At 72.6% G+C, this 22,977-nt stretch carries 18 protein-coding genes; 11 read left to right on the top strand and 7 right to left on the bottom strand.

All coding sequences use genetic code 11. The annotated features are described in order from the left end of the window. Positions 1–57: 57 nt before the first annotated feature. Entirely contained in the window at positions 58–3,270 is a 3,213-nt protein-coding gene (locus tag AB0K67_RS23275; protein ID WP_364063722.1) for a BTAD domain-containing putative transcriptional regulator, read from the bottom strand. A 255-nt stretch (positions 3,271–3,525) separates the two neighbouring features. Here AB0K67_RS23275 and AB0K67_RS23270 point away from each other — a divergent pair, with 255 nt between their 5' ends. Together AB0K67_RS23270 and AB0K67_RS23265 are read left to right on the top strand one after the other, a co-directional pair. Continuing rightward, positions 3,526–4,104, top strand: coding sequence for a TetR/AcrR family transcriptional regulator (locus AB0K67_RS23270; protein ID WP_364063719.1), 579 nt, complete (start codon positions 3,526–3,528; stop codon positions 4,102–4,104). A gap of 490 nt (positions 4,105–4,594) precedes the next feature. Beyond that, positions 4,595–6,946 (top strand): glycoside hydrolase family 2 protein, encoded by a 2,352-nt coding sequence (locus AB0K67_RS23265; protein WP_364063716.1) that lies wholly within the window; start codon positions 4,595–4,597, stop codon positions 6,944–6,946. On the opposite strand, the gene AB0K67_RS23260 is transcribed toward AB0K67_RS23265, so the two are convergent. After that, positions 6,924–8,390 (bottom strand): long-chain fatty acid--CoA ligase, encoded by a 1,467-nt coding sequence (locus tag AB0K67_RS23260; RefSeq protein ID WP_364063713.1) that lies wholly within the window; start codon positions 8,388–8,390, stop codon positions 6,924–6,926. The two genes, AB0K67_RS23265 and AB0K67_RS23260, sit on opposite strands and share 23 nt — an antisense overlap. Beyond that, positions 8,377–9,738, bottom strand: coding sequence for a helix-turn-helix domain-containing protein (locus AB0K67_RS23255; protein WP_364063710.1), 1,362 nt, complete (start codon positions 9,736–9,738; stop codon positions 8,377–8,379). Before AB0K67_RS23255 ends, AB0K67_RS23260 begins: the two co-directional genes overlap by 14 nt. Before the next feature lie 178 nt (positions 9,739–9,916). Between AB0K67_RS23255 and AB0K67_RS23250 the strand changes: the two genes are divergently transcribed. From AB0K67_RS23250 to AB0K67_RS23230, 5 genes are read left to right on the top strand one after another with little or no spacing between them, the layout of a single operon-like run. Continuing rightward, the gene (locus AB0K67_RS23250; protein ID WP_364063708.1) at positions 9,917–10,690 is read left to right on the top strand and encodes an ABC transporter ATP-binding protein; all 774 of its coding nucleotides are present in this window, start codon (positions 9,917–9,919) and stop codon (positions 10,688–10,690) included. Beyond that, entirely contained in the window at positions 10,687–11,403 is a 717-nt protein-coding gene (locus tag AB0K67_RS23245) for an ABC transporter ATP-binding protein (RefSeq protein WP_364063705.1), read from the top strand. The genes AB0K67_RS23250 and AB0K67_RS23245 overlap by 4 nt, the downstream gene beginning before the upstream one ends. Positions 11,404–11,406: 3 nt before the next feature. Beyond that, positions 11,407–12,288 (top strand): branched-chain amino acid ABC transporter permease, encoded by an 882-nt coding sequence (locus tag AB0K67_RS23240; protein WP_364063702.1) that lies wholly within the window; start codon positions 11,407–11,409, stop codon positions 12,286–12,288. Next, positions 12,285–13,292 carry a branched-chain amino acid ABC transporter permease gene (locus AB0K67_RS23235; RefSeq protein WP_364063700.1) on the top strand — a complete coding sequence of 336 codons (1,008 nt, stop codon included), beginning with the start codon at positions 12,285–12,287 and terminating at the stop codon, positions 13,290–13,292. The genes AB0K67_RS23240 and AB0K67_RS23235 overlap by 4 nt, the downstream gene beginning before the upstream one ends. A gap of 5 nt (positions 13,293–13,297) precedes the next feature. Continuing rightward, entirely contained in the window at positions 13,298–14,572 is a 1,275-nt protein-coding gene (locus AB0K67_RS23230) for an ABC transporter substrate-binding protein (protein WP_364063697.1), read from the top strand. Between the two features lie 24 nt (positions 14,573–14,596). Here the strand turns inward: AB0K67_RS23230 and AB0K67_RS23225 are convergent, their stop codons facing one another. Together AB0K67_RS23225 and AB0K67_RS23220 are read right to left on the bottom strand one after the other, a co-directional pair. Then, positions 14,597–15,550 carry an NAD(P)-dependent oxidoreductase gene (locus AB0K67_RS23225; RefSeq protein WP_364063694.1) on the bottom strand — a complete coding sequence of 318 codons (954 nt, stop codon included), beginning with the start codon at positions 15,548–15,550 and terminating at the stop codon, positions 14,597–14,599. A gap of 22 nt (positions 15,551–15,572) precedes the next feature. Beyond that, complete coding sequence (locus tag AB0K67_RS23220; protein ID WP_364063691.1) at positions 15,573–16,769, bottom strand: cytochrome P450; 1,197 nt, start codon at positions 16,767–16,769, stop codon at positions 15,573–15,575. Between the two features lie 199 nt (positions 16,770–16,968). On the opposite strand from AB0K67_RS23220, the gene AB0K67_RS23215 reads away from it, so the two are divergent. The 4 genes from AB0K67_RS23215 (at position 16,969) to AB0K67_RS23200 (ending at position 20,953) form a co-directional block, all read left to right on the top strand. Next, positions 16,969–18,486: an FAD-dependent monooxygenase gene (locus tag AB0K67_RS23215; protein WP_364063688.1), complete on the top strand. Its 1,518-nt coding sequence runs from the start codon at positions 16,969–16,971 to the stop codon at positions 18,484–18,486. 162 nt (positions 18,487–18,648) lie between these two features. Continuing rightward, entirely contained in the window at positions 18,649–20,049 is a 1,401-nt protein-coding gene (locus AB0K67_RS23210; protein WP_364063686.1) for a hypothetical protein, read from the top strand. A gap of 234 nt (positions 20,050–20,283) precedes the next feature. Beyond that, a complete protein-coding gene (locus AB0K67_RS23205; RefSeq protein ID WP_364063683.1) occupies positions 20,284–20,622 on the top strand; it encodes a hypothetical protein in 339 nt (112 codons plus the stop codon). A 73-nt stretch (positions 20,623–20,695) separates the two neighbouring features. After that, entirely contained in the window at positions 20,696–20,953 is a 258-nt protein-coding gene (locus AB0K67_RS23200; protein WP_364063680.1) for a hypothetical protein, read from the top strand. Between the two features lie 12 nt (positions 20,954–20,965). Here AB0K67_RS23200 and AB0K67_RS23195 read toward each other — a convergent pair whose 3' ends face one another. Further along, on the bottom strand, positions 20,966–21,625 hold the full coding sequence (locus tag AB0K67_RS23195; protein ID WP_364063678.1) for a response regulator transcription factor: 660 nt from the start codon (positions 21,623–21,625) through the stop codon (positions 20,966–20,968). Continuing rightward, entirely contained in the window at positions 21,613–22,887 is a 1,275-nt protein-coding gene (locus tag AB0K67_RS23190) for a sensor domain-containing protein (protein ID WP_364063675.1), read from the bottom strand. The genes AB0K67_RS23195 and AB0K67_RS23190 overlap by 13 nt, the downstream gene beginning before the upstream one ends. Between the last annotated feature and the right edge of the window lie 90 nt (positions 22,888–22,977).

Below are 22,977 nucleotides of genomic sequence, written 5' to 3'. Positions count from 1 at the left end.
TTCGTAAGCCTCGCTGACAGCCGGGCGACGATCGGCTGACAGCCGCTCCCTGGGCTGTCAGCGCCCGCGCTTGAGCGCGGACAGGGCGTCGTCCGTGGTCATGGCGGCGCCTCTGGCGTCGCCCTTGGTCATGGCGGCGCCTCTGGCGTCGCCCTTGGTCATGGCGGCGCCTCTGGCGTACGCGGCGGCGAATTCCTCGGGGCCTAGGATCGTGGTGGCTCTCGCTGCGGTACGCGCCACGTCCCGATCACCGGCCACCGCCATCCCCCGCAACGCCACCGCCACCCCGAGCAACCACGCCGCCCTCTCCGCCGGGCCGCGATCCGGCGAACCGGCGGCCGTGACGCCGGCCAGGCCCTCGGTGGCGTCGGCGAGGTCGGCGGCCATGGGGGAGGTGAGTGCGGTGGCCAGGGCCTGGGCGTGCAGGCCGGCCGCTCGTTCGGTGTCGCCGCGCGCTTCGGCCAGCCGGCCCAGCGCCGTGAGCGCGTGCGAGCGCGTACCCGCCGAGGTGAACGCCCCGCTCTCCGACCCGGCCAGCGCCGCCGACAGCAGCCGCTCCGCCTCGTCAAGGTCACCTGCGTGCCGGGCGATCTCCCCGAGCTGGAGCCGCAGCGCGGCGGTCAGCTCGGGCCGTCCGAGCCGATGCTCCAGCTCGGCGACCCGCGCGCAGTCGGCGCGGGCGGCGGCGACGTCACCGGCCCGCCACAGGGCGGCGGCCCGCCGGATCAGCACGTCGGCCAGCTCGTCGAGGGCGCCCAGCTCCTCCAGCAGCCCGAGCGCCTCCCGCCACAGCCGCCGGGCCCGCGCCCAGTCGCCGCGCCAGCCCGCGATCACGGCGAGCCAGTCGAGCGCCTGCGCCGTGCCCCAGCGCTCGCCCAGCCGGGCGAAGGCGGCGCGGACGTGTTCCAGCTCGGGCTCCGCCTCGGCGGGCGCGCCATCGAGCACCTTCAGCAGGGCGGTGCCGAGGTCGCCGAGCGCCCGGCTCCACGGGTCCTGGCTGAGCGTCTCGCGTCGTACGCGCTCATCCTCGGCCTCGCCGGGCGGCCCCGCGATCATGCTCCACAGCGCCACACCGAACCGGTGGCGCATCGGCCGTCCCAGCGACGCGACGATCTCCCCGGCCCGCCGCCAGTGCGGCGAACCGGACTCGGGTACGGCGTGCAGCACGGTCATCACGTACTCCTCCGCCAGCCCGGCAGGCGGCTCGGTGCCGACGCGGTCGAGCAGGCGGGCGGCGTGCGGTGCGGCCTGGCCCCGCCGCCCGCTCAGCCACCAGTACATGGCCAGCGCCGCCGTCAGCCGCAGCCCCGTCGCCGGGTCGTGCTCGGCGCTCCACCGCAGGGCCGCCCGCAGGTTGGCGTCGTCGGCCGACAGCCGGGCCAGCCAGTCGAGCTGCTCTTCCCGGTAGAGGTGGTCGTCCGCTTGCCCGGCGAACTCCAGGAACCAGGCCGCGTGCGCCCGCCGTGCCGTCTCCTCCTCTCCGGCCGCCGCCAGGCGTTCGAGGCAGAACAGGCGGATGGTGTCGAGCATCTGGTACCGCTCGCCGTCGGTCTCCACCAGCGACTTGTCCACCAGCCCGGCCAGCACCTCCGCCCCTTCCTCCGGCCGGTCAGGCGTGCAGACGCGCTCGATGGCCTCCAGCGTCGCGCCGCCGGTGAAGACGGCCAGGCGGCGGGCCAGGGCCTGCTCGCCGGGGTCGAGCAGGCTCCAGCTCCACTCCACGACCGCGCGCAACGTCCGGTGCCGGGCCGCCGCCGTACGGTCGCCGCGCGACAGCAGGCTGAACCGGCCGTGCTCGGCCAGCCTCTCCGCGATCTCCGCCACCCCGAACGTTCGCACCCGCGCCGCCGCCAGCTCGATCGCCAGCGGCAACCCGTCGAGGTCGGCGCAGATCCGCGAGATGGCGGCGAGGGTGCGGCCTTTCGCGGTACGGGCGAAGCCGGGCCGTACTGCCGCCGCTCGCTCGGCGAACAGGCGGACGGCCGGGTAGGCCAGCGGGTCCTGCGGCGGTTCTTCGCCGGGTGGCGGCACGGGGAGCGGGGTGAGCGGGACGAGGTGCTCGCCGGTGAGCCCGAGGGGTTCCCGGCTGGTGGCGAGGATCCGCAGGCCGGGGCAGGCGGACAGCAGGCGGCGTACGAGGGCGGCGGCCTCGTCGATGACGTGTTCGCAGTTGTCCAGGATGAGCAGGAGTTCCTGCTCGGCCAGCGCGGAGACGAGCCGCCGCACGGGGTCGGGCCCGCCGGGGCCCGACGGGCGCAGCGCCGGTTCTCGCAGCCCGAGCGCCTGCCACACCACCCGTGCCACCGCCCCGTCCCCACCGGCCTCGGTGGCACGGTGGGCTTCGGCGGGCGGGGCGGGGTCCACGAGGGTCAGGTCGGTGAAGGCGGCCGGAGCGGCGGTGGCGGTGCGGAGGGTGTGTTCGATGGCCAGGCGGGTTTTGCCGGTGCCGCCGGGGCCGACGATGGTGATCAGGCGGGCGTCGTGGAGTGAGGCCAGGTGGGCCAGCTCGTCCTCGCGTCCGACGAAGCTGGTGAGCTGGGCCGGTGGGCGGGCCAAGGAGGTGCGTTCCTGAGGGCCGCGCAGGATCTCCAGGTGGAGGGCGGCAAGCTCGGGAGACGGGTCGGCGCCCAGCTCGTCGGCCAGCTGGCGGCGGCCCTCGTCGTACACGGTCAGCGCCTCCGCCTGGCGGCCGGCCGCGTGCAGGGCGCGCATGAGGAGGCCGCGCGTGCGCTCGCGGAACGGGTGGGCGGACAGCAGGTCGCGCAGCCCGGCCACGGGCGGGGCGGAGCCGGGGAGCGACAGTTCGGCCTCGTACAGGTCCTCGGTTGCGGCCAGGCGCAGCTCGTCGAGCCGGAGCGCCTGCGGGGCGGCGAATGGCGCGTCGGCGACGTCGGCGAACGCCGGGCCGCGCCACAGGTCGAGCGCCTCGCGGAGCACGGTCGCGGCGGCGGCGTGCCGTCCGGCGGTGAGCAGGGCGCGGCCGTCGCGGGCGAGGCGCTCGAAGCGGTGGACGTCCACGTCGTCCCGGTCGACGGCGAGGCGGTAACCGGACCCGTGGGACTCGATCAGCCCGCTCGGCAGGCGCCGTCGCAGCCGGGACACCTGCGCCTGTACGGCGTTGGCCGCGCCGGACGGGGGCCGCTCGCCGTACTGGCCGTCGATGAGACGTTCGAGGCTGACCAGTCGTCCGGCGTCGAGCAGCAGCAGGGCGAGCAGCGCGCGCGGGCGCGGACCGCCGACGGAGACGGGCTCGCCGGCATCGGTCCGCACGTCCAGCGGACCAAGGACGCGGAACTGCACCCTTCCGATTGTTCCTCAGCTTTTGCCGCCGAGGGCCCGCTCTTCGCTCCCGGGGCCTCGGATCTTGGAGGTCGCGGGGGCGGGGTCGTGCGTCCCGCACCCCTCGGTCTGGGTCCGCGCCGGAGGGGGCGGTGTGCGTTCCAAGATCCTTTTGGGGCAGAATGATCTTGTGCGAGCCCTGTCCGCAGCCGGGGCTCGCACGCCCCCCGGTAGGCTGACCACACTATGGACGCCACGCCCGGGCTGCGCGAACGCAAGAAGGCCGAGACTCGCCAGGCCGTGCACGAGGCGGCGCTGCGGCTGGTGGTCGAGCACGGCCTCGACGCGGTCACCGTCGAGTCCATCGCCGACGCCGCCAACATCTCGCGGCGCACGTTCTCCAACTACTTCTCCAGCAAGGAGGACGCGCTGCTCTACGGCGAGGAGCAGCGGATAAGAGCGCTGGTCGAGCGGGTGCGCGCGCAGCCGCCCGAGCTGAGCGCCTGGGAGGCGCTGCGCGTCTCGGCCGACGAGCTGCAGGACGAGCTGGGCGAGCCGCATCGCGAGTGGGCGGTGCGCACCCGGCTCGCCAAGAGGCATCCGTCGCTGCTGGCCCGGCAGCTCGCCAACCACGCGGGGCTCGAGCGGGATCTCGTCGAGGCCGTCGCCGACAGGAAGGCCGACGTGCCGCCGCGGGTGCTGGCGGCGGCGTTCCTGGTGGCGTTGCGGCTGGCGTCCCATCAGTGGACCGAAGAGGACGAGGCCCGTACGTTGCGCGAGGTCGTCAGCGAGACCCTCGACCAGATGGCCCGCCCCTTCAGGTGACCCCAGACCGAACGGGCCCCGCCCACAGGACAGGGCCCGGCGAGGTCACGGGGTCATGACCACTTCTGCGGGTACAGGCCGTCGCGCTCCCTGAGCTGCACCTTGGTGTGGTCGGCGGTGCCCTGCGCGCCGGCGTCCAGGCACTTGCCGCCGGGCCCGGTGATCTGGCGGGCCGGGCTGGGGAGCGTGCTGATGCCGTAGCGTACGGCGCACTGGTTGCCGGTGAGGTGGACGGCGGTCAGGTAGCGGAAGCCGGTCTGATCGTCCGCGAGAGCACGGCGGGCGAGCAGCCCGCCTGAGCGCGTGAGCGCGCACTGCGACGCCGACGGACCTGCGCCCGCTGGGCGCCTCGCCTACGACGGACAGCGCCTTCCGTGCGCTCTTGAGGGAACCGGTTAATCTCGCTATGCCAGCCGTTGACGGCCCTATGGCTCCCACGTAGAGTCGCGGGGGCTTACTCGGTTTAGTGAGAGCGGTATGGGAGAAACACGTGTTCCGTGCGCTGCACGACGGCTGGACCCTCCGCGCAGGCGGCGACGACAGGCGTGACCTGGCGGGCGTTCCGGCCGCTGTGCCGGGCAGCGTCCACACCGACCTGCTCGCCGCCGGCCTCATCGACGACCCCTACCGCGACGACAACGAGCGGCGGCTGACCTGGATCGGGCGTACGGACTGGATCTACGAGACCGCCTTCGACTGGCACGACGACGGCTCGGAGCGGACCGACCTCGTCTGCGAAGGGCTCGACACCGTGGCCACCGTGCTGCTCAACGGCCACGAGCTGGGCCGCACCGCCAACATGCACCGCACCTACCGCTTCGCCGCCCGCGACCTGCTTCAGGAGGGCCGCAACACGCTCGAAGTGCGCTTCCGCGCCCCCTACGCCTACGCCGAGGAGCAGCGGGAAAGGCTCGGTGACCGGCCGGCCGCCTACGACGAGCCGTACGCGTTCATCAGGAAGATGGCCTGCAACTTCGGCTGGGACTGGGGCCCCACGCTGGTGACCAGTGGCATCTGGCGGCCCATCGGGCTGCACTCCTGGTCGGGCGCCCGGCTGGCCGAGGTGCGGCCGCTGGTGCGCGGCGACGGCGTGGACGTCCACGTACGCGTCGAGCGTACCGGCGAGGCCCCCGTCACCGTCACCGCCGAGGTGGCCGGCGTGAGCGTGGAGGCCAAGCTGGGGCAGGGCCGCAGCGAGGCCGTGCTGCGCCTGGACGTGCCGCACGCCGAGCGGTGGTGGCCGCATGGCCACGGCGCGCAGCCGCTCTACCCGCTGACCGTGCGCGCCGGCTCCGACCAGTGGCGGCGCGAGATCGGCTTTCGCACGGTCGAGCTGGACACCGACGCGTTCCGGCTGATCGTGAACGGCCGGCCGGTGTTCGTCCGCGGCTTCAACTGGATCCCCGACGACTGCTTCCCCGCCCGCGTCACCCCGGAGCGGCTGGCCGAGCGCTTCGCGCAGGCGGTCGCCGCCGGTGCCAACACGCTGCGGGTGTGGGGCGGTGGCGTCTACGAGTCCGACGCCTTCTACGGCCTGGCCGACCGGCTCGGCCTGCTGGTGTGGCAGGACTTCCCGTTCGCCTGCTCGGCCTACCCGGAGGAGGAGCCGTTCCGCTCCGAGGTCGAGGCCGAGGCGCGCGAGAACGTCGCCAGGCTGTCCGCGCATCCGAGCCTGGTGCTGTGGTGCGGCAACAACGAGAACATCGAGGGACATCAGCACTGGGACTGGCGCGGCCGGCTCGGCGACAAGAGCTGGGGCGCCGGGTTCTACTACGACGTGCTGCCGTCGGTGGTGTCGGAGCTGGACCCCACCAGGCCGTACTGGCCGGGCAGCCCGTATTCGGGCAGTCCCGACCGGGACGTGCGCGACCCCTCCACCGGCACCGTGCACATCTGGACGGTCTGGGGCGGCGGCCAGGACTACGTCCATTACGCCGACTACACGCCGCGCTTCGTCGCCGAGTTCGGCTACCAGGGGCCGCCGACGTACGCCACGCTGCGCGCCGCCTCATCCGACGAGCCGCTGACCCCCGGCTCCTCGCACCAGAAGGCCCCGGGCGGGCAGGAGAAGCTGATCGCCGGGCTGGGCGAGCACCTGCCGCGCCCCGAGACGTTCGACGACTGGCACTACTACACGCAGCTCAACCAGGCCCGCGCGATGGCGTTCGGCGTCGAGCGGTTCCGCGCGCTGATGCCGTACTGCATGGGCACGATCGTCTGGCAGCTCAACGACTGCTGGCCGGTGACCTCCTGGGCGGCCGTGGACGGCGCGGGCCGCAGGAAACCCCTGTGGTACGCGCTGCGCCGCGCCTTCGCCGACCGCCTGATCACCCGGCTCGGCGACGAGGTGGTGCTGGTCAACGACACCGACGCCGCCTGGGAGGGCACGCTCACCCTGGCCCTGCGCGACCTTTCGGGCCGGGCGCTGGCCGCGCAGAGCGAGCAGGTCACGGTGCCGGCCCGCGCCACCCTGCGCGTCGCCCCGCCGCAGGGCCAGGCGGCCGCGCTGCTGACCGCCGAGCTGGACGGGCACCGGGCGCTGTTCCCCGCGGCCGAGGACCCGGCCATGGGCTACCCGCCGGCCGAGTTCACCGCCACCGTGGACCGCGAGCCCGGCGGATACGCGGTCACCGTCACGGCCGCCACGGTCGTGCGCGAGCTGGCGCTCTTCCCCGACCGGCTCGACCCGGCGGCGAGCGTGGACGAGCAGCTCGTCACGCTGCTGCCGGGCGAGAGCGTCACCTTCCACGTGGCCACGGAGGCCGAGCTGGACGCGGCGGCGCTCACGTCGTACCCGGTGCTGCGCTGCGTCAACGAGCTCAGGGGACCAGGGCGCGTTTGAGTATCTTGCCGGTGGGGCTCATCGGCAGCTCGTCCACGAACGTCAGGCGGCGCGGATACTTGTAGGCCGCCACCCGCTCGCGGACGAAGTCGCGCAGCTCGTGGTCGCTCACCGGGGCGCGCAGCGCCACCACGGCCGCGATCTCCTCGCCGAGCTCCGGGTGCGGCACCCCGACCACGGCGGCCTGGCGCACGGCCGGGTGCTCGTAGAGCACCTCCTCGATCTCGCGCGGGTAGACCGTGTAGCCGCCGCGGATGATCACGTCGCGGCGGCGGTCCACCAGGAAGAAGTAGCCGTCGTCGTCCACCCTGCCGAGGTCGCCGGTGTGGAACCAGCCGTCGCGGATGGCCTCGGCGGTGGCGGCGGGGTCGTTCCAGTAGCCCTTCATCACGTTGGGGCCGCGTACGACGATCTCGCCGATCTCGCCGCGCGGCACCTCGCGGCCCTCCTCGTCGACGACCTTCATCTCGACGTCCCTGATGGGCCAGCCGATCGAGCCGGGCCTGCGGTGCCGGCCGCCGCGGTTGGTCGCGGCGACGGGGGAGGTCTCGCTGAGCCCGTACCCCTCGATGATCTCGCAGCCGAAGCGGGTCTCGTACGCGCGCAGCACGTCGAGCGGCAGCGCAGCGCCGCCGGACGCGCAGACCCGCAGCATGGACATGTCGGAGGCGCCGGGATGGTCGAGCAGCGCGATGAACATGGTGGGCACGCCCTGGAACACCGTCACCCCGTCGCGCCTGATCACCTCAAGGGCCCGGCCAGGGTCGAAGCGGGGGAGCAGCGTCAGCCGGGCGCCGGCGTGCACGGTGGCGTTGAGCGAGCAGGTCTGGCCGAAGGTGTGGTAGAGCGGCAGCGCGCCGAGCACCACGTCGTCCACGCCGAGCGCGTGCATGCGGGCCACGGTGGCGGCGTTGCCGCCCAGGTTGCCGTGGGTCAGCTCGATGCCCTTGGGCCGGCCGGTCGTGCCCGAGGTGTAGTGGATGACGGCCGTGTCGTGCGCACCCGTGGGGGTGATCTCGCGCTCGGGGGTGACGCGGCGCAGCAGCCTGCGGAACTCGCCGGGCACCACGAAGAAGCAGTCGGCCTTCGTGCCCGCAGAGCCCGCCTCTGCCGTCTCGGCGAAGGCGTGCCAGGCGATGAGCAGCCGGGCCCCGCAGTCCCCCAGGTACGCGGCGATCTCCCGCCGCTTCAGCAGCGGATCGAGCGGCACCACCACCGCGCCGGTCCGCAGCACCCCGTAGTAGACGACGCCGAACTCCGGCACGTTCGGCAGCATGATCGCGACCCGGTCGCCGGGGCCGATACCGCGGCACCGCAGCAGGCCCGCGAGGCGGGCGCTCAGCTCCTCCAGCGCCCCGTACGTCAGCTCCGCCTCGTCCAGCGTGAGAACCGCCCGCCCGCCGAGCCGGTCGGCGGCGGTGTGGAGCCGGTCAGCGAGGTTCATGGATCGACCGTACGTCCGCTCTCCCACGCCCCTCATTGGTCACGGTGCCCAGTCTTTCCCGCCCGGCATTGGTGGGCAGCGCATCGTGCAGCGCGATCGCGACCAGCAGCTCCAAAAGATCGTTGATCGAGCGCAGGCTCCGCCCGGTGCGCTCCTGGATGCGGCGCAGCCGGTACTGGGCGGTGTTGGGGTGGATCTGCAGCCGTTCGGCGGCGGCCCGCAGGTTGAGGTCGGCCCCGGCGAACGCCCTGATCGTGGCCGTGAGCACGCCGCCGCGCGCCCGGTCCTCCGCAAGCAGCGCGGTGATGCGGCGGTCCACGAGGTGGCGCGCGGTGTCGTCGGCCTTCAGCGCGAGGTACTGGAACGCGGTGATCCTGGGCAGCGCCGCCACCCCTCCCTCCTCACCCACGAAGTCCAGCACCGCCCGAGCCTCCTGGTACGCCTGCGGGATCCGTTCGGTGCCGGTGACGACCGTGCTGATGCCCATGGCCAGCCTGATGCCCTCGGCGGCCAGGCTGTCGCGCACGCTCTGCAGGCGGTCGCACAGCTCCTCGGCGTCCGCTCCGGGGCCGAGCACGGGGATCGCGACGATCTCCGACTGGCGCACCACCGACAGCGTGCGGGTGCCGTTGCCGCCGGTACGCGCGATCGCCGCGCAGGCGGCGTGCCGGGCGTCGGCCCCCTGGTCGGGCCCGCTCGTCACGGAGGGAGGACCGGCCAGCACCGCGATCACCACGAGCAGCGGCGTGCGCGCGTCGGGGGCCAGGCCGTGCGCCTGCGCGGCGGCCAGCTCCCTGCCGCGCGTCGGCACCGAGCCGGCGAGCAGCGTCTCCAGCAGGTCGCGGCTCTCGCGCACCGCCTCGGCCGCCGCGTACTGCTGGAACTCCATGTACGCGTTGGCCGCGTGCGTGCTCGCGAAGTCGCAGTAGCGCATCAAGGGGCCCGCCAGCGTCAGCGCCGCCTCCCGCCCGGCGAACGCGGCGCCCGCCCGCTCGACCACGGCTTCCCAGAAGACCTGCTGGCCCACCCTGAACGCGTTGATGTAGTCGGCCAGCGCCACTCCCGCCCTGGCCCGGCGCATCGCCGCCCGCCTGGTGAAGGAGATGTCGTCCAGCGTGACCGTGCGGTCCTCCAGCAGCACGCCCAGCTTGGCGCGATAGTGCCTGACCACCTGGTCGCGAACGTCGGCGTGAAAGTCCGGGCCCTGGGCGTCGTAGGCGGGGATCTCCGCGCGCATCGTCGCCACGGCGATGTCGGCGAGGTGGGGCAGGTCGTCGAGCAGCTCGGAGAGTATGCGTGTGCGTTCCGCGCGTACGGCGGCTTCCACGGTGTGCGAACCGGTGGACATGCCGGGATGATCCATGGCCTGCGGCGGGCGGTCAACGGGTCGTAACCGTGATGAGACCCTCGCTGTGCTCAGAAGACAACTCGCCCGAAACATCTTGGGTCACCGTGCCCAATGCGGCTCGCGACGAGCGGCTCCTACGCTGAGGCCAACTTCAGAACATTGTTCTCCAGGAGGCCGGATGCTGGAGGTACACGATCTTACCGTTCGCTTCGGCGGCATCACCGCGCTGGACGGGGTGGGGTTCGGCGTCGCGGGCGGGGAGATGGTGGGGCTCATCGGGCCGAACGGCGCCGGCAAGACCACCCTGTTCAACTGCCTGACCCGGCGGTACGACCCCGACGCGGGCAGCGTCACGTACGAGGGCACCGACCTGACCACGCTGCCCCCGCACGCCATCGCCGGGCTCGGCATCGCGCGCACGTTTCAGAACCTCGGCCTGTTCCCACGCCTGTCGGTCCGCGACAACGTGCTGGTCGGCGCGCACCACCGGGCCCGCGCCGGCTTCCTGTCCGCCGGGCTCCGGCTGCCCGGCGTGCGCCGCGAGGAGCGGGAGCTGCGCGCCGACGCCGACGCGGTGCTGGAGCGGCTGGACCTCGCCGGCGTGGCCGGGCACCCGGCGACCGGGCTGCCGTTCGGCACGCTGAAGCGGGTCGAGCTGGCCCGCGCGCTCATCGGCAGGCCCCGGCTGCTGCTGCTCGACGAGCCGGTCAACGGCCTCAACGCGGCCGAGGTGGAGGAGTTCGCCGGCACGCTCGGCGCGATCCGCGACGAGTACGACCTGACGGTGATCGTGGTCGAGCACCACATGGGCTTCGTCATGGGCACCTGTGACCGCATCGTCTGCCTCGACTTCGGCCGCAAGATCGCCGAAGGGCCGCCGGAGCAGGTGCAGCGCGATCCCGCCGTCATCGAGGCCTACCTGGGGACCGCCGGCGAGGAGGCGGGCGCATGAGCGATCTCGTGGTGGACGGCCTGGTCGCCGGTTACGGCGACGCACAGGTGCTGCACGGCGTGCGCTTCACCGTACGGCAGGGCGAGGTCTGCGCGATTCTCGGGCCCAACGGCGCCGGCAAGACCACCCTGCTCCGAGCCCTGTCGGGAATGGTCAAGGCCCGTGGCACGATCACGCTCGGCGGCACCGACCTGACCGGGCGGCCGCCCGACGCCGTGGCCAGGCTCGGCGTCGCCCACGTGCCCGAGGGACGCGGCACGTTCATGCCGCTGACCGTCGAGGAGAACCTGCGGCTCGGCGCGTTCGTCCGCCGCGACCGCGCCGCCGTGGCGCGCGACCTCGACCGCATCTACACCTACTTCCCGGTGCTGAAGACCCGGCTCAAGCAGGCCGCGGGCAGCCTGAGCGGGGGCGAGCAGCAGATGCTGGCCATCGGCAGGGCGCTCATGCTGCGCCCCAAGGTGCTGCTGCTGGACGAGCCGTCGCTCGGCCTGGCCCCGCTGGTCACCCGGGAGCTGTTCCGCATCGTGCAGGCCATCAACGCAGAGGAGCAGACCACCGTGGTCGTCGTCGAGCAGAACGCCCACCTCGCTCTCGGCATAGCCCAGCAGGCCCACGTCCTGGAGACCGGGCGGATCGTGCTGTCCGGCACGGCCGCGGAGATCCGGGCCGACGAGCAGGTCGCACAGTCCTACCTCGGATACCGGGTGTAGGCGATGGCCGGATTCCTGCAGCAGATCGTCGAGGGGCTCGGCGCGGGCGCCATCTACGCCAGCCTGGCGCTGGCCCTGGTGCTGATCTACCAGTTCACCGGCATCGTGAACTTCGCCCAGGGCGAGCTGGCCATGTTCTCCACCTACATCGCCTGGCAGTGCATGGCGGCCGGGCTGCCGTTCTGGGTCGCGCTGCCGCTGACGCTGGTGGTGTCGTTCGCGGGCGGCATGCTCATCGAGCGGATCATCATCAGGCCGGTCGAGGGCGCGCCCGAGCTGACCATCGTCATCGTCACCGTCGGGCTGTTCATCTTCGTCAACGCGGCGGCCGGGTGGATCTGGACGTTCCTCATCAAGGACTTCCCCAACCCGTTCCCCGGCGGCGCACTGGAGGCGGCCGGGATCAGCGTCTCCTTCTCCACCCTGGGCGTGCTCGGCGTGGTGGCGCTGGTCATGGGCCTGCTCTACCTGCTCTTCCGGCACACAAAGATCGGGCTCGGCATGCGCGCGGTGGCGGCCAACCCGGCATCGGCGCGGCTCGTCGGCATAAGGGTCGGCTGGACGCTCGCGCTCGGCTGGGGCCTGGCCGCCACCGTAGGCGCGGTGTCCGGGGTGCTGGTCGCGCCGCTGCTGTTCCTGGAGCCGAACATGATGGGCGGCGTCCTCATCTACGCGTTCGCCGCGGCCACGCTCGGCGGGTTCGACAGCCCGCTCGGCGCGGTGGCCGGGGGGCTGATCGTGGGCGTCGCGGAGACGCTCGCCGGCGCGTACATCGGCGTCATCGGATCCGACCTCAAGGTGGGGGTGCCGCTGGTGATCATCCTCGGCGTCCTGCTGCTGCGGCCCCAGGGCCTGTTCGGGCGAGCGGTGGTGGAACGCGCATGATCCACGTGAAACATGCGGAAAAGGCCACGCGGGCGCCCGTGCAGGCGCGGCGCGCATCCGACCCGCGCTGGCGGTGGGCCACCCTGGCGCTGCTGCTGGCCGCCGCCGTCTACGCGCCCTTCCAGCTCGCGCCTTTCCACGTCTTCCAGCTCACGATGGTGCTGATCTACAGCGTGGCGCTGCTCGGGCTCAACCTGCTCGTCGGGCACGCCGGGCAGATCTCGCTCGGGCACGGCGCGTTCTTCGCGGTCGGCGCGTACACGGGGGCCATCCTGCTCGACCGGTACGACCTGCCGTACCCGCTGACCCTGCCCGCCGCCGCGGCCGTGGCGTTCGTGCTCGGCCTCGCGCTCGGCGTGCCGGCGATGCGGCTGCGCGGCCTGTACCTCGCGCTCGTCACGCTCGCCATCGCGATCTTCCTGGTCCCGCTGCTCAAGCGCTTCGAGGAGCTGACCGGCGGCTCCATGGGCCTGACGCTGGCCAAGCCGGCGCCGCCCGCCTGGAGCGGCCTGGCCGAGGACCAGTGGCTGTACTTCATCACGCTCGCCTTCGCCGCCGTCGCCTTCCTGGTGGCCGCGGGGCTGCTGCGCTCGCGGGTCGGCCGGGCGCTGCACGCCATCCGCGACAACGAGACGGCGGCCGAGGTGATGGGGGTGCGGCTGTCGTCGTACAAGACGCTCGCCTTCGCCTGGAGCGCCATGTACGCCGGGGCCGCCGGATGCGTCTACACCTGGGTGATCGGCTTCGTCTCGCCCGACTCGTTCACCGTGAACCTGTCGATCACCCTGTTGGCCGGCCTGGTCGTCGGGGGACTCGGCTCGCTGCCAGGACCCGTGCTCGGCGGGCTGTTCGTGATGTTCGTGCCGAGCATCTCGCAGGACGTCAACGACGCCGCGCCCGGCGTCATCTTCGGCCTGCTGATCATCGCCGTCATGTACGTGGCCCCGACGGGGCTCGCGGGTCTGGCCGGGCGGCTGCTTCAGAAGATTCCCCGGAAGGAGTAAGAGGGATGCGACGAGTATCTGCGATCGGCGGTGCGGCGCTGCTCCTGCTCGCCGTCGCCGCCTGCGGGGGGCGTGACAGCGGCGGCGGCACCACCGGCACGGCGGCCACCGGCCAGTGCCAGGGGCAGCAGACCACCGGCATCACCGACACCAGCATCAAGCTGGGCGGCATCTACCCGCTGTCCGGCCCCGCCTCCGCCTACGGCGACATCCCCAAGGGCATCAAGGCGTACTTCGACTACATCAACGCCGAGAAGAACGGCATCAACGGGCGCAAGGTCGAGTTCATCGTCCGCGACGACGGCTACCAGCCGCCCAAGGCCGTGGAGGAGGCCCGCAGGCTGGTCGAGCAGGAGCAGGTGTTCGCCCTGTTCCAGACCCTCGGCACCCCCTCGACCGCGGCCACCTGGGACTACGCCAACCAGCGCAAGGTCCCGCAGATCTTCGTCGCCACCGGCGCCTCCCAGTGGGGCACCGACACCGCCCACCCGTGGACGATCGGCTGGCAGCCCAACTACATCTCCGAGGCCCGCGTCTACGCCGCGTACCTGAAGAGGGAGAAGCCGCAGGCCAAGGTCGCCGTGCTCTACCAGAACGACGACTTCGGCAAGGACCTGCTCGGCGGGTTCAAGCGGGCCATCGAGGGCACGCAGGTGCAGGTCGTCGCCGAGCAGAGCTACGAGGTGACCGACCCCAGCGTGGACCCGCAGATGCGCAACCTGGCCGAGTCGAAGGCCGATGTGTTCCTCAACGTCACCACGCCCAAGTTCGGCTCGCAGGCGCTGGCCGCCGACGCCAAGAACACCAAGTGGAACCCGCTGCACATCGTCAACAACGTCGCCGCCTCGATCACCGTGCTCAAGCCGGTCGGCTTCGACAACGTGCAGGGCGTCGTGTCGTCCGCCTACTACAAGGACCCCAACGACCCCACCTGGGCCGACGACCCCGAGATGCGGCTCTACAAGGAGAAGATGAAGCAGTACGCGCCCGAAGCCGACGTGAACGTGCCGTACCACACGTTCGGCTGGGCCGTGGCGGCCAGCTTCCACAAGGCGATGGAGGCCGCCGCCTGCCCCACCCGCGAGGGGCTGCGCGACTCCGTGCGCAACCTCAAGGGCGTCAAGGTCGACATGTTGCTGCCCGGCGTCACGATGGACACCGGGCCCGACGACGGGTTCCCCATCGAGTCGATGCAGCTCATGCGGTTCAAGGGCGAGCGGTGGGAGCTGTTCGGCGACGTGATCGACACCCGCGCCGAGTTCGGCCCGCTGACCGGCTGAGCGTCACTTACGGCTTGATCGTCGTTACGGCTTGATCGTCCCCGCGCGCACCAGCCAATCGACCGCCTCGGCGATCGCCTCCAGCGAGGTGTAGCGGGGACGGTGGCCGAGCAGCCGCTCGGCCTTGGCCATGCTGCAGTGGGGGCTGTGGGCGATGTGGTCGTACGTCAGCGTGGCGTCCTCCTCCGAGACCGTCTTGCGCCACTGCTCCCACGGCAGGAACGACAGCCGCGCCTCCTTGCCGAACCAGCCCGCCACCGCCTCGGCGTAGCCGCGCAGCGTCAGGGCGGTGGTGGACACCGAATGGAAGCTCTCGCCGATCGCCGCCGCCCGGTTGTTGATGGCGTCCACGAACAGCCTGGCCACGTCGTCGGCGTGCACGTGCTGGACGGTCTCCAGGCCCAGATTCGGCAGCGCCAGCTCCGAGCCCTCGGCCAGCTTCTGGAACACCTCCGGGTTGACGTTGCCCGCCGGGTTGACCGGCACCCATCCCGGCCCGGTGATGTGGCCGGGATGGATGATCGTGGCCGGGAAGCCGTCGCGCTGCGCCCGCTCCAGCAGCATCGCCTCGATGGCCGCCTTGCGCACGCCGTACTCGCCGAAGGGCGTGCGCTTGGCGTCCTCCGTCGTCGGCACTTGGGCGCTCGGCCCGTGCACCCAGATCGTGCCGCAGTGCAGGAAGTGCCGCACCTTGCCGGCCAGCGCGTCGGCCAGCAGCGCCGCGCTGCTCTCGGTGAAGCAGATCAGGTCGATGACGACGTCGGGCTCCAGCTTCGCGATGCGCCGCCCGAACGTGTGATCGGCCTCGTCCACCTTCCTGTCGGCGGTGACCGTGGTCACCTTCCGCCACGCGCCGTGCGGGGTGTAGGGCTCGCGCGTGCCCCTGCTCACGTTGATCACCTCGTGCCCGGCGCTCACCAGACGCGGGATGAGGTACGTACCGATGTGCCCAGAACCGCCGATCACCACAACGCGCATGCGAACAGCGTAGACCCGCTCGCTACCAGGCCACCTCCAGGGAGGCGAGGCCGTAGACGATGCTGAACGTGCGGAACTGCGGCTCGTTGTCCGTCAGGCGCAGCCCCGGGAAGCGGTCGAGCAGGGCGGGGAAGGCGATGCGCAGCTCCATGCGGGCCAGCGGGGCGCCCAGGCAGTGGTGCACGCCGTGCCCGAACGCGAGGTGGCCGGGAGCGCCGCGGCGCAGGTCGAAGGTGTCGGCGTCGGGCAGGAACGACGGGTCCCTGTTGGCGGTGGGCAGTGAGCACAGCACCAGGTCGCCCTCCGCGATCCGCTGCCCGCCCACCTCGGTGTCCCTGGTGGCGACCTTCGTGGTGCCGGAGTTGACGATGCTGAGGTAGCGCAGCAGCTCCTCCACCGTCGCGTCGATGCGCTCGGGCTCGCGGCGCAGCAGCTCGAGCTGCTCGGGGTGGCGCAGCAGCGCGAGCGTGCCGAGCGAGAGCATGTTGGAGGTGGTCTCGTGCCCGGCGAACAGCAGCAGCCCGCCGATGCCGATCAGCTCGTCGGTGGTCAGGTCGTCGCCGTGCTCGCGCACGAGCATGCCGAGCAGCTCCTCGCCCGGGTCGGCTTGGATGCGCGCGACCAGGCTCTCCATGTAGGCGCGCTGCTCGAACTGCAGCCTCATGCGCTCCTCGCCCGGCACGGTCATGTCGAGCATCCGGTTCGTCCGCTGCTGGAACTCGTCGCGGTCCGCGTACGGGACGCCGAGCAGCTCGCAGATCACCAGCGACGGGATCGGTAACGCGAACGACGGCACGAGGTCGGCGGGCGAGCCGGCGGCCTCGATCGCGTCGAGGTGCTCGTCGACGATGCGCTTGATCCGGGGTTCGAGCCGCTGCATGCGGCGGATGGTGAACTCGGGCGTCAGCATCCTGCGCAGCCGCGTGTGCTCGGGCGGGTCCACGCCGAGCAGGTTGCCCGCGCGGACCTTGGCGAGCTGCTCCTCGGTCATCGGCGGCGCTCCGGGCAGGCGGGCGATCGTCTGCGGCGCCACCTTGAACGTCTCCGCGTCGCCCAGCACTTCGCGGACGTCCGCGTGCCTGGTCACGAGCCACGCCTCAGAACCGAACGCGGTCGTGATCTTCTTGATACCTTCCTTGTCCCTGAGCGCCGCCAGCTCCGGCGCGGGATCGAACGCCACCCGCCGCATGTGCAGCGGCATCGCCGAGGTTTCGCTCATGCAATCCCCTGAGATGGTTCCGTTACTTGCACAGCACCGTACTGATCCCGGTGATCGCTTCACTAGAAGCGATCATCAATCGTTGCGGGGTCGTACCAAAACCTCGGCCGCATCGCGGCTGCAGGGCGGCCGGCGGGTTGACGCGCGCTCGGCGGCGCAGGAAACATGCCCCCGCTCATCATGATGAAGAGGACGGCCCATGGATTTGGTACGGCAAGTTCCCGGCTCTGTGCCCGTGCTGGTGGCCGGAGGCGGGCCCGTCGGCCTGTCGACCGCGGTCGAGCTGGCCTATCACGGCATCGAATGCCTGGTGGTCGAGCCGCGCGAGACGGTGTCCTGGCTGCGCCCGCGGGCGAAGACCACCTCGGCCCGCTCGATGGAGATCCTGCGCAGATGGGGTCTGGCGGACACCTTACGCGCGCGTGCGCCGCTCGCGGTGTCCTGGTCGGACGAGGCGGTGTTCGTGAGCAGCCTGCTCGGCCGGGAGATCGCGCGAATCGACCGCTGTTTCGGCCTCGACCTCGTCGGCTCCGACCTGGCCGCCGAGCCGGGCCAGCAGGTGCCGCAGCCGCTGGTGGAGGAGGTGCTGCGCGAGGCCGTCGGCGACGCGCTGCTCACCGGCTGGAAGGTGACCGGCCTCGAAGAGGACGCGGACGGCGTGACCGTGCGCATCGCGAACGCCGAGGGCGCCGAGCGTGAGATCCGCGCCCAGTACGTCGTGGGCTGCGACGGCTCCCGCAGCGTCACCAGGGACGCCATCGGCGCCCGCTACGAGGGCCGCCAGGACGCCCGCCCCAACTTCAACATCACCTTCCGCGCCCCCGACCTCGCCGACCGGGTGCCGCACGGTCCCGCCGTCCACTACTGGGTGCTCAACCCGGCACAGCCCGGCATCGTCGGCCGCCTCGACCTCAAGGACACCTGGTGGTGCATCGCCCAGGGGGTGCGCGCCGAGGACGCCGACCCCGTACGGCTGGTGCGCAACCTCGCCGGCGCCGACATCGACGTGGAGATCCTCGCCACCGACCCGTGGACGGCGCGGATGCTGCTGGCCGACAGGTACGCGGGCGAGCGCGTCTTCCTGGCCGGCGACGCCGCGCACCAGAACCCGCCCTACGGCGGCCACGGCTTCAACACCGGGGTCGGCGACGCGGTCAACATCGGCTGGAAGCTGGCCGCCGTACTGCGCGGGTGGGCGCCGCCGGCGTTGCTGCAGACGTACGAGAGCGAGCGCAGGCCCATCGCGGCCGACACCATCGAGGCCGCCGCGGCGAACATGGCGACGCTCGCCCCCGAGCTCGCCGACCCGGCGCTGATGGGCAGCGATGAGGAGTTCGCGCGGGTGCGCCCGGCCGTCGCCGAGGCGATCTTCCGTACCAAGGACAGCGAGTTCCACAGCCTCGACCTGGTGCTCGGCTACACCTACACCGGCTCGCCGATCGTCGCGCCCGGCACCGGCGAGCGCCTGCCGCACCGCTGGCTCGCGCCCGGCGAGTCGCTGTACGACCGGCTCGGCCGCGGCTTCAGCCTGGTCGGCGACCTCGGCTCGCCGCAGGCCGCCTCGCTGATCGACCAGGCGCGCGAGATGGGCGTGCCCCTGGCGGAGGTGCACCTGCCCGGGGAGCCGCTGGCGCTGGTGCGCCCCGACCAGCACGTGGCCTGGCGCGACGGCGACCCGGCGGGCGCGCTCCGCATGGCTTTGGGGCACCTGAGGTAGCCGGTCGCCGGTTGTCCCCATGGACGCCGATCCGTGGGGACAACAGGGTGAGCGCCCGGGGTTGCGGCGAGTTTACCGGGATCAAGACCGTCATAGAGTAATCAAAACGCTACTCCTGGTTACGATGGCGCAGTTCGCACCTATCACTCCAGGGGGCTGGATATGACTGACGAGACCCGGGCCGGCAAGGCGACGATCGACGCGGAAGACGGCGTGCTCGGCGGCGAGGCCGCCCTGCTGCACGCCCAGGACGACCCCGCGGCCTCCGCCGCCGTGGACGCGGCCGTCGAGGCCGAGCTGCTGGAGGACGCGCCGGCCCGCGAGGCGGTCGAGGCCAGGCGCGAGAGCGAACGCCAGATCGCCGACCTCGCCGCCCAGGACCAGCAGCGCATGCGCGACATCCAGCGCGAGCTGCGCACGATGGGCGCCGACGTCTGGCCGATCTCCCGCTGGTGGGGCTTCGAGATCCACCTCAACGAGTCGGCCGCGCTGCTCGCCGCCGACATCCCGCAGCTCATCGGGCAGGCCGCGGCGACCGTCGTGGGCTCCTGGCTGGCTCCGCTCATCGAGCGCGCCGTACAGAGTAAGGCCGGCTGGATCGCCTCCATCGCCAGGCCGTACGGGGTCAAGCTGGTCTCGCCGTGGACCGCGCCCGGCATGCTCGTCCCCGCCAGGCAGGACGGCAGGCCCGCGGGCGGCGCCGGCCTGTACTGGGCGGTCCACGAGCCCGACGAGGGGTGGAGCGCGGACCAGCGGTTCATCGACCACTTCAGCGTGACCGGCCCGGCGCTCGGCCAGTTCCAGGACCGGCTGTTCCTGGCGCACCGGGGCCGCGACGGCGACCAGAGCCTGTGGTGGGCGGTCTACGACGCCGAGGAGGGCTGGAGCGACGACCAGCGCTTCCCGCAGCACCTCAGCCAGGCCGCGCCCGCGCTGGCGGCGTGGGACGGGCGGCTTTACTGCGTGCACCGGGGTGCGGGGGACGACGCGGCGCTGTGGTGGACGCGCTGGGACGGCTCGCAGTGGACTCCCGACGAGCGGCTGCCCCGGCACTTCAGCGAGACCGCCCCGGCGCTGGCGGCGTACGACGGGCGGCTTTACTGCGTGCACCGGGGTGCGGGGGACGACGCGGCGCTGTGGTGGACCCGCTGGGACGGCTCGCAGTGGAGCCCCGACGAGCGGCTGCCCGCCCACGCCACCGGCGCGAACCCGGCGCTGGCCGTCTACCGCGGCCACCTCTACTGCGTGCACCGCGGCGCGGGCGACGACACCGCGCTGTGGTGGACGCGCTGGGACGGCTCTACCTGGAGCCCCGACCAGCGGCTGCCCGGTCACCACGCGGCCGAGGGGCCCACGCTGACCGTCTATAAGGACCGCCTCTTCTGCGTGCACCGCGGCACCGCCGACCAGAGCCTGTGGTGGAGCAGCTTCAACGGCGCCTCATGGAGCGCCGACGAGCGGCTGCCCGGCCACTTCAGCGGCGAGGGCCCCGCCGTCATCGCCTACCGCGACAGGAACGCCACCCGCGACCAGCTCCTGTGCGTGCACAGGGGAGTCCGCTGAGTCAAGGTCCGTGAGACGGGCGCCGGTCTTCGCGGCCGGCGCCCGTTCTCTTGGTCGGCGCGCTCTTGACAGGCGGGCTCTTGGTCGGCGGGCCTCAGTAGGCGGGCTCTTGACAGGCGGGCTCTTGGTAGGCGGGCTCTGGTAAGCGGGCTTTTGGTAGACGGGGCGGCCACGGGGCAGGGGGCGCGGAGGAGCGTTCTTCGCAACGTGACCGATCGCGCGAGGTGAGGCACGATGCCCGAACGACGTGAGGATGACGAGTTCTTCGCCCCCGTGCTGAGAGAGCCGCCGCCCGGCGAGGACGCCAGCGACACCGGCGTGCCGCACGTGCACGGGGCCGGACACGGGAACTGGGCGCGCAGGCCCGCGCCGTCCAACGCGGTCAGCCTGTGCCTGCTCGCGGCCGCCCTGCTGGTGCTCGGCGGCGTGGTGCTGGCCGTGCTCGCCGTGCTCGCGGGCAACGCGCCGCTGGCCGTGCCGCCCGCGCTGGTGGCCCTGGCCGCCGCCGTCTACCTGGTGCTGTTCGGGGTGCGCAGAGCCCGCCAGAACGGCGGCCCGCCCACCTTCGGCTGACCCCGCGCCGGGTTTCACCGCTTCTCACCGGGTAAACGGCCTGCTGGGAGGGCCTGATCGGAGGAGTGGTGTGATGTCCGCGACGTCACTGATCGACAGGGAATGCGTGCGCCGGCTGCTGGACTCCCGGCACCCGGACGCCACGCTGGTGTTCATCCGCGGGGGCTGCGAGGTCCTGCCCGCCTCGGAGATCGACGACGCGCACAAGGGCCTGGTGATCGCCAGCCGCGACGAGCTCATGGCCAGGTTCGCCGGCGGCACACCGTCGGACCGGGAGCTCGACGAGCTGGCGCACCGCCTCGACAACATCGTCCGCGACCTGGGCTCATAGCGCCCTCGCGCGTCACGCGCGCCGGTGGCCGCTCTCCAGATACTGCAGGACGGCGGCCACCCGCCGGTCGGTCCTGTCGGTGGGCGTGAGGTCGAGCTTGGCGAAGATGTTGCGGATGTGCTTGTGCACCGCGCCGTCGGTGACGACCAGCCGCTCGGCGATCGCCGCGTTCCCGAGCCCCTCCGCCATCAGCGCCAGCACGTCGCGCTCGCGCGGGCTGAGCCGGTCGAGCCGGTTGTCCGGCCTGGTGCGGGTGAGGAGCTGCGCGACCACCTCGGGGTCGATGGCGGTGCCGCCCTCGGCCACCCGGTGCAGCGCCGTCAGGAACTCCTGCACCCGGCCCACCCGCTCCTTCAGCAGGTAGCCCAGCCTGGCGCTGCCGTGCGACAGCAGCTCGGTGGCGAACGCCTGCTCCACGTACGCCGACAGCACCAGCACCGCAAGACCGGGCAGCCGGTGCCTGGCCTCGACCGCGGCCCTGATGCCCTCGTCGGTGTGGGTGGGCGGCATGCGCACGTCCACGATGGCCACGTCCGGCTCGTACTCGTCGATCGCCTTCAGGAAGCCGTCCGGCTCCGAAGCGGTGGCGACCACGTCGAGCCCTTCGGCGCGCAGCAGCAGCGCGAGACCCTCGCGCAGCAACGGGTCGTCCTCGGCGATCACAATCCGCATGGAAGGCTCACAATCATGGTGGTCGGTCCGCCGACGGGGCTGGTCAGCTCGAACGTGCCGTCGTGCGCCTCGGTCCTGCGGCGGATGCCGCTCAGCCCGGACCCTCCGGACTCGGCCGCGCCGCCGCGCCCGTCGTCGGTGATCTCGATGCGCAGCCAGGAGTCGGTACGCCGGACCGTGACCCGGGCCCGCGTCGCCTGGCTGTGCTTGGCGATGTTGGTCAGTGCCTCGGCCACCACGAAGTAGGCGGTGGCCTCGACGGAGGCGGGACACCGTCCCGGCACGTCGGCGTCGATCTGGCACGGCACGGGGCTGCCCGCGGCCAGGCCGGTCAGCGCGTCCGGCAGGCTGCGGTCGGCCAGCACCGGCGGCAGGATGCTCCGTACGACGCCGCGCAGCTCCGCCAGCGCCTGCTCGGCCGCGTTCTGCGCGCTTTCGAGCACGGCGTCCGCGGTGGCCGGATCGCGTTCCAGCGCCCGCCGGGCCGCGCCCAGCAGCATGGTGACGGCCACGATGCGGTTCTGCGTGCCGTCGTGCAGCGAACGCTCGATCCTGCGCAGCTCGGCGGCGTGCGCGTCGAGCGCGGCCGCCCGCGTGGCGGTGAGCTGGGCGACGCGCAGCGCCAGGTCGGTGGTGGGGTCGGCGGACAGCAGCTTCCGCCCCGGCCACGCCTGAAGCCTCGCCATCGGCGGCACCAGGATCAAGGTCAGCGCCAGCCAGAACAGGCTGAGCGCGCTCACCGCGAACGCGCTGCCGACGGTGTCGCCGTCCCAGATGAACAGCCCGGCCCCGACCGTCTCGCCCGGCGGCAGCAGCCGCCAGTAGAGCGGGTAGAGCAGGTCGCGTACCGCGCTGAACGGCAGCGTCAGCCCCACGAAGCCGATGAGCAGGCCGATCGTCGCGTGCGGCACCACCCAGGCCAGCTCTCTGCGGCTCGCGGGCCGCGCGATGGCCTCCCGCCACCCGTCGGGCACCGGATCCGGGCTGATCAGCTCGTCCGGGCCCCAGCGGGACAGCCGCGCCCGCTCCCTGTCGGCCACCGCGCGCAACGCGCGCAGCGCCGTCGGCAGCAGCGGCAGGCCCACGCCCACCAGGCAGGCGACCCCCACGAGGATGAGGCCGACCAGCGCCAGCAGCGCCAGCGCGCCGGTCCCGATGCCGCCGACGAGGTGCTCGATCCCGTCGAGCGTCGTCCTGGCGCGGGCGGACAGGCCCCGCGCACGGGCACGCCTTCGCCCGTCCGCCATGTCGTGACCTGTCATCCGCACCTCCTCGCCACCTGAATGTAGGTCACGAGCAGGCACCGACGTCAGGGGCGGGCCGGAAGAGTACAGCAGGCTGTACCACTCGTC

The organism is Nonomuraea sp. NPDC052634 (genome assembly GCF_040678535.1).
Lineage (GTDB): Bacteria > Actinomycetota > Actinomycetes > Streptosporangiales > Streptosporangiaceae > Nonomuraea > Nonomuraea fastidiosa.
The sequence above is the reverse complement of the archived record's forward strand: the minus strand, read 5'-3'. Positions and strand labels throughout refer to the sequence as shown.

Excerpts from the sequence above, each read along its gene's own strand:
- AB0K67_RS23230 (WP_364063697.1), top strand. The coding sequence starts at position 13,298 with ATGCGACGAGTATCTGCGATCGGCGGTGCGGCGCTGCTCCTGCTCGCC.
- AB0K67_RS23250 (WP_364063708.1), top strand. The coding sequence starts at position 9,917 with ATGCTGGAGGTACACGATCTTACCGTTCGCTTCGGCGGCATCACCGCG.
- AB0K67_RS23225 (WP_364063694.1), bottom strand. The coding sequence starts at position 15,550 with ATGCGCGTTGTGGTGATCGGCGGTTCTGGGCACATCGGTACGTACCTC.
- AB0K67_RS23235 (WP_364063700.1), top strand. The coding sequence starts at position 12,285 with ATGATCCACGTGAAACATGCGGAAAAGGCCACGCGGGCGCCCGTGCAG.
- AB0K67_RS23190 (WP_364063675.1), bottom strand. The coding sequence starts at position 22,887 with ATGACAGGTCACGACATGGCGGACGGGCGAAGGCGTGCCCGTGCGCGG.
- AB0K67_RS23195 (WP_364063678.1), bottom strand. The coding sequence starts at position 21,625 with ATGCGGATTGTGATCGCCGAGGACGACCCGTTGCTGCGCGAGGGTCTC.
- AB0K67_RS23220 (WP_364063691.1), bottom strand. The coding sequence starts at position 16,769 with ATGAGCGAAACCTCGGCGATGCCGCTGCACATGCGGCGGGTGGCGTTC.
- AB0K67_RS23255 (WP_364063710.1), bottom strand. The coding sequence starts at position 9,738 with ATGTCCACCGGTTCGCACACCGTGGAAGCCGCCGTACGCGCGGAACGC.
- AB0K67_RS23210 (WP_364063686.1), top strand. The coding sequence starts at position 18,649 with ATGACTGACGAGACCCGGGCCGGCAAGGCGACGATCGACGCGGAAGAC.
- AB0K67_RS23200 (WP_364063680.1), top strand. The coding sequence starts at position 20,696 with ATGTCCGCGACGTCACTGATCGACAGGGAATGCGTGCGCCGGCTGCTG.
- AB0K67_RS23245 (WP_364063705.1), top strand. The coding sequence starts at position 10,687 with ATGAGCGATCTCGTGGTGGACGGCCTGGTCGCCGGTTACGGCGACGCA.
- AB0K67_RS23205 (WP_364063683.1), top strand. The coding sequence starts at position 20,284 with ATGCCCGAACGACGTGAGGATGACGAGTTCTTCGCCCCCGTGCTGAGA.
- AB0K67_RS23240 (WP_364063702.1), top strand. The coding sequence starts at position 11,407 with ATGGCCGGATTCCTGCAGCAGATCGTCGAGGGGCTCGGCGCGGGCGCC.
- AB0K67_RS23270 (WP_364063719.1), top strand. The coding sequence starts at position 3,526 with ATGGACGCCACGCCCGGGCTGCGCGAACGCAAGAAGGCCGAGACTCGC.
- AB0K67_RS23260 (WP_364063713.1), bottom strand. The coding sequence starts at position 8,390 with ATGAACCTCGCTGACCGGCTCCACACCGCCGCCGACCGGCTCGGCGGG.
- AB0K67_RS23215 (WP_364063688.1), top strand. The coding sequence starts at position 16,969 with ATGGATTTGGTACGGCAAGTTCCCGGCTCTGTGCCCGTGCTGGTGGCC.